The organism is Staphylococcus sp. NRL 16/872, from assembly GCF_022815905.2.
Taxonomy (GTDB): domain Bacteria; phylum Bacillota; class Bacilli; order Staphylococcales; family Staphylococcaceae; genus Staphylococcus.
Genome location: NZ_CP119329.1, coordinates 18522 through 27165, shown reverse-complemented (window position 1 = coordinate 27165; position 8644 = coordinate 18522). Strand labels below are relative to the sequence as shown.

Genomic DNA, 8644 nt, shown 5'->3' with positions numbered 1-8644 from the left:
AATAAAAACCTCATTTCCATTTTTAGGATTGAGGTAATAAAACAATTTTTACGTAAGTTATATGTTTTGTGCTTGCACTTAGATGATTAGATAGATATAATACAAGTATCAAAAAATATATAAACAAACGAGTGCGAATCGTTTTATTACCGAGAGTCAATGCTACGCCAATAGCTTTGACTCTTTTAGTATTTATAAAGCAATATTAACACTTTTAAGAAAGTATATAAAGAGTTTTAAATGAAGTTAAAAGCACATTGCCATGGCAAAATGTGTAGTTCATTGTTTTAGTACCTAATTAAGCTTCAAAAACATATTATAGGGAGCTAATTAGGTACATATGTAGTAAATAGGTAGTAAATTTAGGCGGTAAATAATGAAATAAACTTCATTAGGTGGTAAAATTTAGGTACTAAATTAGGTACCTAAGGGTGGATGTTATGAGAACTATTAAAATGGTTGCTGATGAATTAGGTGTAACTAAACAAACTATTGTTAATAATGCTAAAAGTTTAAATATAACTTTTGAAAAAGAAAATGGGATTAATTATATTGATGATAATAATTATTTGAAAATTATAGAAAAAATTACTAAGAAAGAGAGTACAATCCAAAATAAAGAATCAGTAAAAAAAGAATTGTTTGGTGAAAATACTGCAAAAGCAGAAAAGAATATATATAATAATTCAAATAGTTCTGAGACATTAAAAACAAAAGTAAACGAATTAGAAAAGCAAATAGAAATCTTTGAAACTAGAGCTAAAAATGATGAAAAATATATTGAGAATTTAACTAAGCAATTAGATCAACAAAATAGCAATGTTAATACATTAAATAAATTGTTGGAGAATCAACAAATATTAGCTTTAGAAAGCAATAAAAAAATTCAAAAACTAGAAAGCCAATTAGAAGAAGAAAGACAGCTTAATTATTCTTTTGATACAGCGACGAATAATAGTCAAAATATTAATCCGCAAGAAGCAACTTTTACTGAAGAATCACAAAATATCAACCAACAACAAACAAAGCGTCAACCAACAGAAGTAAATTACAAGGATATAGCCGAAGAGAAAAAGAACGACAGTACAAATGAAGGTGAATTAACAAAAGAGAATAGGTTCATTGAAGAAACGAAGAATGAACCCGATGATAATAGGGAGGTAGAACCACCTAAAAAGGGATTTTGGAGTCGTTTATTTGGTAACTAATTGTAAATAAAAAGCATGGCAAGTTCATGAACTTGCCATGCTTTTTAATGTGGATTAAACTTCTGATAATCATCAATTATGTGAAGTTGTATCAATAGAGGTTTTATTATTGAGCGACACATGAAATTTTTATTTAAAATTTGAGGATATGATAAATTATCATATAGCATGATCAAGACAAAAAGAAACTCGTTTTCAACTCGTTTCAAAAATCAAAATCTAAGCCGAAAATTAACCTTCTTTATCCTCTTTTTTTAAGCCAATAATCAATAAAACAAAAACAGATAAAAGTATATAAGGGAAAATTAAGGAAGCAACTAAAACACCTATAATCATACTTAAGTAAAACGAGTCAATTTTATAATTTCCAAATTTTATGCAAAAACTCCTTTTGTTTTCTTCTCAAAAAATAAAATTGCTTTATTCCAATTGCTTTATTGACGTTGAGCCTCGGAACCCTTAACAATCCCAAAACTTGTCGAATGGTCGGTTTAATAGCTCACGCTATACCGACATTCGTCTACAAGTTTAGTTAAGGGTTCTTCTCAACGATCAATAAATTTTCTCGGCATAAATGCGTGTTCTACTTTTTATTTTTATTCTTTTTCAAAACATAATTAAGTAAAGTCATAAATATTGCAAAAAACAATGCAGTAATAAGATTTAGATATACATCAAAATCAAGTGTTGGTATCACTAAATCAAGTAAACATTTCAAAATAAAAAAAGAAACAAAGAAATACAAGAAATATAAAACAAATTTCAAAATTAAATCTCCTTTTCTAATTCTAATAAAAACTTTAGCACAAACATTATTTAATTCTTAAATACCCTTATTCGTAATTTTAAAATACTTTTTAGAGCATTTAGGGGTGTTTTATATATTTATGGCTCTTAAAACGCAAATATAACTATTTCTCTATACTTAATTTAGAAATTTGTTCTTTGTGTTCAGTTAATTTATCAAATATATATTTAGGTTTTTCTCCTGAAACCAAAATATCAAAAGAATTATTATAAATAACTTTTGCCTCACCCACTCTCTCAGATTGAGACGTCGAGATCGTATGATAAATATTTCCAATTTCTTCAAACAACTTCGCACTTTTTTGATAATAAATTAAATCCTCTTTGTTAGCTTCAAGTTCAGCAAATCCATTTCTAATACCATATTTCAAAGCATAATAAAGTAAAACAGCTGAAAAAATTATATATATAAATATCAAATTAGAACCTCTCCTTCAAAAAAACTTATCACAAGACTTATTAAAATTTTAAATACCTTTATTTGCAATTTTAAAGTATTTTTTTAAACGTTTAAGGGTGTTTTATATATATTTATTAACGGCTCTCAAAACGCAAATGAGAGTTAAATAAATATAAATATATTTCATAAACAAAAATTTGAGCAAAACCAGTGTCGAATTTTTAGACACTGCCCATTTATATGCAAACTAAAAATTGGCATAAAATGGCTCGAAATTTCATCAACTTTTTTAGTTCCTGCAGGGGCAATTTCTTTCAAGAAACACCCAAATTTTGAATTGGCTCCAAATTCTTTGTAAGAGCATAAGGGAAATTTGCTACCATTTTGAATGGTAGGTCTGGCGAAGCCAGACATTTCAAGGGATACAAGATTTTTAATCTGCTACCATTTTTTTATTTTTGTACCCCTATTGTACCCCTACAAATTGCGATTGTACCCCAGTTGTACCCCTATATATTGTGTCTGTACCCAGTTTGTACCCAACCATTTTTAACGTATTTCAACAAAAAAACGCTAGCTTTTTGCTAACGTTTAAGAAATTTATTTTTCTTCTTCAATTTCATCAATCATTTGATGATTAATTTCTTGTTTTTCACTTTCTGTTAAATCAAAAATCTCACTCGCTAAATACTCTTTTTTATTCCAAGTATAAAAAATTTGAGGTTCTGTTGCAAAGTTGAATTTATAGTATAATTTTAACAAAAAGGAGTCTTCTGTATGAACTATTTCATATATAAACAATTTAACAAGGATGTTATCACTGTAGCGTTGGCTACTATCTAAGATATGCATTGAGTTATCGTGATATATCTGAAATATTAAGGGAACGTGGTGTAAATGTTCATCATTCAACGGTCTACCGTTGGGTTCAAGAATATGCCCCAATTTTATATCAAATTTGGAAGAAAAAGCATAAAAAAGCTTATTAAAAATGGCGTATTGATGAGACGTACATCAAAATAAAAGGAAAATGGAGCTATTTATATCGTGCATTGATGCAGAGGGACATACATTAGATATTTGGTTGCGTAAGCAACGAGATAATCATTCAGCATATGCGTTTATCAAACGCCTCATTAAACAATTTGGTAAACCTCAAAAGGTAGTTACAGATCAGGCACCTTCAACGAAGGTAGCAATGGCTAAAGTAATTAAAGCTTTTAAACTTAAACCTGACTGTCATTGTACATCGAAATATCTGAATAACCTCATTGAGCAAGATCACCGTCATATTAAAGTAAGAAAGACAAGATATCAAAGTATCAATACGGCAAAGAATACTTTAAAAGGTATTGAATGTATTTGCGCTCTATATAAAAAGAACCGCAGGTCTCTTCAGATCTACGGATTTTCCCCATGCCACGAAATTAGCATCATGCTAGCAAGTTAAGCGAACACTGACATGATATATTAGTGGTTAGCTATATTTTTTACTTTGCAACAGAACCTATTATGTAATATTAAAATAAAGGAGATTAAATTATGAAAAAAATTATTGGTTTGGTAGCAAGTATTGTTATTTTAATTACGTTATCTGCTTGTGGGAATGAAAAAAATAAAACATTTGTTGGGAAACAATCTAATGTGAAAGTGGAGGTGACTTATACATATAAAGGGGACAAAATAATTAAACAAAAATATGTAAGTACTTTGAAATATAGTGACTTTGGTATTAATGATGATACATCTAAAAAAAGGGTTAAGGAAAAAATAGAGAACCAAAGTGAAAAAATGCAAGACGTTAAAGGTGTAAAGGAATCTATTAAAGAGAGTGATGGAGGGTTTGTAGAAACTATAAATGTAGATTTCGAAAAGGCTGAGATTGATACTTTAAAATCTAAAGGTATTGTTAATATTGCTGGTAATACAGGGACAAGCATTAGTATGAAGAAAACTGAGAAGAAAATGAAAGAAAATGGTTTTAAAGAAAAGGAAGACTAATTTTGACTTAATATATTTGATACACTTGGAATAACGTTAGCAAAAAGCTAGCGTTATTTTTTATTTTTAACCCTTTGTAATTATAGTGTTCAACAGGAATGATTACTTAAATTTTTGTTTGTGAAATGTATTTATATTTATTTGACTCTCATTTGCGTTTTAAGAGCTAATTTAAAATTTAAGTAGCTCTTACTTACTTTGTGGATGATAAAAGTGAAAAACAATACGAGAAAATCCAGAAAAGATATTTTAATTATAACATGGCATTTATGCCGAGAAAATTTATTGATGTTGAGAAGAACCAAACTTGCAGACGAATGTCGGTATAGCGTGAGTTATTAATCCGACCATTCGACAAGTTTAGGGGGTGTTAAGGGTTCAGAGGCTCAACGTCAATAAAGCAACTTTGATTAATAAGTTCTTACTTTTGGTGTTTTATAGTTACTTATAAATTCTTCAATTTCTCGGAATGAGTTTGAAAATAGTATATTATCTCTGTCTTCTTGAGTTAAAAACTCGTGTGAAACCATTTGATCGTAGAATTGTTCGATAAGAGAATAATAATTATTTGTGTTGAAAAAAATACATGGGTTATTGTTTTGTCCAACTCTTGACCACGATACAACTTCAGTAATTTCTTCTAAAGTTCCAGGACCACCAGGAAGAGCTATACATACATCGCCTTTTTCTAAAATAACTTCTTTTCTTTCTGACATGCTTTCCACAATTATTAGTTCGTCTAATTTATCATGAGCTAATTCTCTTTGTTGTAAAAACGTAGGCATTACTCCGATTGTTTTTCCGTTATTATGTATTACTGTATTTGCAATTGTTCCCATTAGTCCTGCATTTCCGCCACCAAAAACTAAAGTGTGATTATTCTTAGCTATCCATTCGCCTAATTGAATTGCACTATTTTCGTATTCTTTTTTGTTTCCTTTGCTTGCTCCGCAATAGACTATAATATTCATTTTTTATTACTCCTTTTTTGTCTTTATCTTAATGAATTTAGGGGATGATTTTGAAACGCGTTTCTTCTTGTCTTGATACTATAAAAATAAAGTTACATAACGTAAGATCACTTATCGGAAGTTATCTATCATCGTATATTCGGAGATGATATAATATAAAGGTCGCCTATCTCTCAGGCGTCAATTCAGACGCAGAGAGGAGGTGCATTACTTTGCTAATCATTTTCGTTCACATCATAGCACCAGTCATCAGTGGCTGTGCCGTTGCGTATTATACTTATTGGCTTAGTAAACGCAACAAATAATTAATAGGCGACTTTATAAGCCAGCATCGAAAAAATCCCCACACTATTGCGAGTAGTGTGGGGATTGGTGCATTAATTGTTAATCATTTTCGTTATCTAGATTATAACACTGGTTAGTAGAGAAATGCAAAATTAGTATTTAATAGCGCATTAACAGCAGCCTTTATTATTATTTTGATCTTTATTTGTATTTTCTTTTTTGTTCTCTTCTTTTTCCTCAATTTCTACAGAGCAACAAGCTTGTTCTTTAGGTTTTAATTTAGAAATTGCTTTTTTAAATGCATTTTTTTCCATTATAACACCTCCTTTAATTATTAATTAACATCCACATAATGTGTCACAACATTCACTTTTGTTAATTAGATTTTCATTTTCATCTATAAATTCAAAAACTTCTTTATATGGTGCTTGCTTTAATATATTAAAGGTCTTTTCACATACAAATGTTCTTTCACCTCGTTCAAAAATATGGTCATCATCATCTTCAATATGTTTAAATGGCCCTTTGTATATAACTGATTGTCCTTTATCAATACAAGGTCCTTCTTTACCTTTATGAGCTATAACAGTCATACTTCTAAAATCAATATCTTCAATAGTAGTCCATGTTTCTTCACGTTTATCAATTTCCACACCATAAAAACCTACATCTTCGAAAGACTCAACAAATGATTTTTCCTGAATAGCTCCTGAATAGCAACCACTCCACAAATTTTCATCTTGTCTCAATTTTTCTGGTACTTCTACATTAGAAACGATATCTGAAATAACTGCTTTACCTCCATTTTTCAAAACTCGGTAAATTTCTTTGAATAATGCTTCTTTTTCATCTGTTGAAACTAAATTTAAAACACAATTAGATATAACCACATCTATGCTATTATCTTTTATCATTGTCATTTCATTTTCTAAGTAATTAATATATTGATTGATAGATTGATAAGTATCTAAGTTACTAGCAGGGTGTTCTTGAATATATTTATCGAGTTCTTCTAAATTTAATTTTAAGTTTTGAATTTTTCCTTTATGAAAAATAATGTTGTCATAACCAATTCTTTCAATCATTTGATTTTGATATTTTTTAGCAAGGTTTAACATATCATCATTCATATCTACACCAATAACTTTGCCTGTTTCACCAACGATTTGAGAAACTATATAAGGAACTTTGCCACCGCCGGAACCTAAATCTAATACTGTGTCTCCTTCTTTGATTTTACCTAAAGGATCTCCACAACCATAATCTTTCTCTATAATTTCATCTGGTATAAGCTTTAAATATTTTGTATCATATTCTACTGGGCAACATAAGTTTTCTTCGTGTTTTTTAGCTGCATTTCCATACCTATTGATTACTGAAGTTTCTTGATTCATTAATTTATCCTCCTTAAACTTAAACAATTATATTAATTATTAATCCTGTAGCAATAGCTACAACTAAAATTGCGATAACGAATGAAACTACAAATTTTTTCTTGAATAATTTAGATAATAATACAACTTCGGGAATACTTGCCCCAGCACCACCTATGATTAATGCAACTACTGTTCCTAAGGACATCCCCTTTGATACTAATGCTTCAGCTATAGGTAACATTGTTTCAGGTCTGATATACATAGGAATACCAATAACAGATGCAATGAATACAGATATAACGCCATCTCCACTTGCGTATTTTGTAATAAATGTTTCGGGTACAAATCCATATATGAATGCTCCAATAAATACACCAATAAATAGGTAAGGAAGCATTGGATATAAAAATGCCCACGCATCGTTTAATGCTTGTTTAAAACGAGATCCTGTTTTATTAGCAAAAAATCCATCGCCTTTAACATTTACTCCTTTATAACTTTTAGCTAAATTCATTTTTGAAAATACAAAACCTGTTAAGATACTAAATATTGCTAGTACAACAAAATAAACAGCAGCAACTTTCCAACCTAATAAAGCCCATAACATAAATATCATTAATGGGTTCATCAATGGTGAAGCCATTAAGAAACTCATAGATGGACCAAAAGGTACTTTAGAATTTAATAATCCTGCGAGTATTGGAATAGTCGAACAGGAACAAAAGGGCGTTATCGCACCAAATATCATCCCTAAAAAATAATTGATTCCTTGGTTAGGTCGACTTAACATGCTTTTGATTTTATCTTCCGAAACTACTTGTTGGATTAGACTTACAATAAAACTTACGATTATGAACAGTATTAATAATTCAAAAAATAGCATTAGAAATGTTTTCATAAATTCTATAACCGAATCTATCATTAGTATAACGCCTCCAAATTTATTTAATCAAAAAATATTGATTAATACTATGATAAAAAAGATACTTAAAGTATCTTACAGCAAGTATCTTCATTTAAAACTATCTGTATTTGTTGCTCATTAATTTGATAATAATTCCAAGTACCATGCTTTTCAGCACTTAATATATTTGCATCTACCAATCTTTTTAAATGGTACGAAAGTTTAGATTGTTTCAATCCTAATATTTCTTCCAAATCGCACACGCACAAAGACTTTGTATCACTTTGACGTATTGATTGTAAAATTTTAAGTCTAATCTTATCTGCAAGTGCATCAAATATCTTTTCATAAAAATCTAATTGTTCTTCTTTATGTACATCTGGATTGGTCTTGATTATTTCCATTTAATCACTTCCATTCTTATATTAGATAATTATTTAAGTCTTTCAACTGCTTGTTTAAAGTTATGTGCAGTTATTTCACCATATCTTTCAATAGTGTTGTTAAAGAAAGAGTATTTCATATATGATACAGCTTCTTTTAAAGAAACTTCTCTTGATATCATAATTAGGTTTAAATAACTAACAAAATAATCAATAGATAATGTACTCGCATGATTTATTCTCATAAAATTGAATTCCTTTATAAAATACTAAAAACAATAAATCAACTTTTTTTGATATATTAACTAT

12 protein-coding genes and 1 pseudogene are annotated in these 8644 nt (G+C 29.1%); 4 read left to right on the top strand and 9 right to left on the bottom strand.

Annotated features, from left to right (window positions below):
• Nucleotides 1-440 precede the first annotated feature (440 nt).
• The gene (locus MT340_RS12825; protein ID WP_243590310.1) at nt 441-1208 is read left to right on the top strand and encodes a DUF536 domain-containing protein; all 768 of its coding nucleotides are present in this window, start codon (nt 441-443) and stop codon (nt 1206-1208) included.
• Nucleotides 1209-1791: 583 nt separating this feature from the next.
• Here the strand turns inward: MT340_RS12825 and MT340_RS12820 are convergent.
• The 3 genes from MT340_RS12820 to MT340_RS12810 all read right to left on the bottom strand — a co-directional run bounded on the left by MT340_RS12820 (nt 1792) and on the right by MT340_RS12810 (nt 3177).
• Nucleotides 1792-1974 carry a hypothetical protein gene (locus tag MT340_RS12820; RefSeq protein WP_243590309.1) on the bottom strand — a complete coding sequence of 61 codons (183 nt, stop codon included), beginning with the start codon at nt 1972-1974 and terminating at the stop codon, nt 1792-1794.
• Nucleotides 1975-2119: 145 nt separating this feature from the next.
• Nucleotides 2120-2434 (bottom strand): hypothetical protein, encoded by a 315-nt coding sequence (locus MT340_RS12815; protein WP_243590308.1) that lies wholly within the window; start codon nt 2432-2434, stop codon nt 2120-2122.
• A gap of 581 nt (nt 2435-3015) precedes the next feature.
• Complete coding sequence (locus MT340_RS12810) at nt 3016-3177, bottom strand: hypothetical protein (RefSeq protein WP_243590307.1); 162 nt, start codon at nt 3175-3177, stop codon at nt 3016-3018.
• Nucleotides 3178-3413: 236 nt separating this feature from the next.
• On the opposite strand from MT340_RS12810, the pseudogene MT340_RS12805 reads away from it, so the two are divergent.
• A pseudogene (locus MT340_RS12805) lies at nt 3414-3865 on the top strand (IS6 family transposase).
• A 92-nt stretch (nt 3866-3957) separates the two neighbouring features.
• On the top strand, nt 3958-4416 hold the full coding sequence (locus MT340_RS12800) for a DUF1307 domain-containing protein (protein WP_243590306.1): 459 nt from the start codon (nt 3958-3960) through the stop codon (nt 4414-4416).
• Between the two features lie 410 nt (nt 4417-4826).
• On the opposite strand, the gene MT340_RS12795 is transcribed toward MT340_RS12800, so the two are convergent.
• Complete coding sequence (locus MT340_RS12795; RefSeq protein ID WP_243590297.1) at nt 4827-5387, bottom strand: LOG family protein; 561 nt, start codon at nt 5385-5387, stop codon at nt 4827-4829.
• Nucleotides 5388-5599: 212 nt separating this feature from the next.
• Here MT340_RS12795 and MT340_RS12790 point away from each other — a divergent pair, with 212 nt between their 5' ends.
• Nucleotides 5600-5692 (top strand): type I toxin-antitoxin system Fst family toxin, encoded by a 93-nt coding sequence (locus tag MT340_RS12790; RefSeq protein WP_001791613.1) that lies wholly within the window; start codon nt 5600-5602, stop codon nt 5690-5692.
• 150 nt (nt 5693-5842) lie between these two features.
• Here MT340_RS12790 and MT340_RS12785 read toward each other — a convergent pair whose 3' ends face one another.
• The 5 genes from MT340_RS12785 to MT340_RS12765 form a co-directional block, all read right to left on the bottom strand.
• Complete coding sequence (locus MT340_RS12785; RefSeq protein WP_107362890.1) at nt 5843-5986, bottom strand: hypothetical protein; 144 nt, start codon at nt 5984-5986, stop codon at nt 5843-5845.
• A gap of 24 nt (nt 5987-6010) precedes the next feature.
• Nucleotides 6011-7066 (bottom strand): methyltransferase domain-containing protein, encoded by a 1056-nt coding sequence (locus MT340_RS12780; protein ID WP_124753653.1) that lies wholly within the window; start codon nt 7064-7066, stop codon nt 6011-6013.
• Between the two features lie 19 nt (nt 7067-7085).
• On the bottom strand, nt 7086-7970 hold the full coding sequence (locus MT340_RS12775; RefSeq protein WP_107506045.1) for a permease: 885 nt from the start codon (nt 7968-7970) through the stop codon (nt 7086-7088).
• 65 nt (nt 7971-8035) lie between these two features.
• The gene (locus MT340_RS12770) at nt 8036-8356 is read right to left on the bottom strand and encodes an ArsR/SmtB family transcription factor (RefSeq protein ID WP_070829977.1); all 321 of its coding nucleotides are present in this window, start codon (nt 8354-8356) and stop codon (nt 8036-8038) included.
• Nucleotides 8357-8385: 29 nt separating this feature from the next.
• Nucleotides 8386-8580: a hypothetical protein gene (locus MT340_RS12765; protein ID WP_151366387.1), complete on the bottom strand. Its 195-nt coding sequence runs from the start codon at nt 8578-8580 to the stop codon at nt 8386-8388.
• Nucleotides 8581-8644: the final 64 nt, after the last annotated feature.

Excerpts from the sequence above, each read along its gene's own strand:
- MT340_RS12825 (WP_243590310.1), top strand. The coding sequence starts at position 441 with ATGAGAACTATTAAAATGGTTGCTGATGAATTAGGTGTAACTAAACAA.
- MT340_RS12780 (WP_124753653.1), bottom strand. The coding sequence starts at position 7,066 with ATGAATCAAGAAACTTCAGTAATCAATAGGTATGGAAATGCAGCTAAA.
- MT340_RS12770 (WP_070829977.1), bottom strand. The coding sequence starts at position 8,356 with ATGGAAATAATCAAGACCAATCCAGATGTACATAAAGAAGAACAATTA.
- MT340_RS12775 (WP_107506045.1), bottom strand. The coding sequence starts at position 7,970 with ATGATAGATTCGGTTATAGAATTTATGAAAACATTTCTAATGCTATTT.
- MT340_RS12800 (WP_243590306.1), top strand. The coding sequence starts at position 3,958 with ATGAAAAAAATTATTGGTTTGGTAGCAAGTATTGTTATTTTAATTACG.
- MT340_RS12795 (WP_243590297.1), bottom strand. The coding sequence starts at position 5,387 with ATGAATATTATAGTCTATTGCGGAGCAAGCAAAGGAAACAAAAAAGAA.
- MT340_RS12785 (WP_107362890.1), bottom strand. The coding sequence starts at position 5,986 with ATGGAAAAAAATGCATTTAAAAAAGCAATTTCTAAATTAAAACCTAAA.
- MT340_RS12765 (WP_151366387.1), bottom strand. The coding sequence starts at position 8,580 with ATGAGAATAAATCATGCGAGTACATTATCTATTGATTATTTTGTTAGT.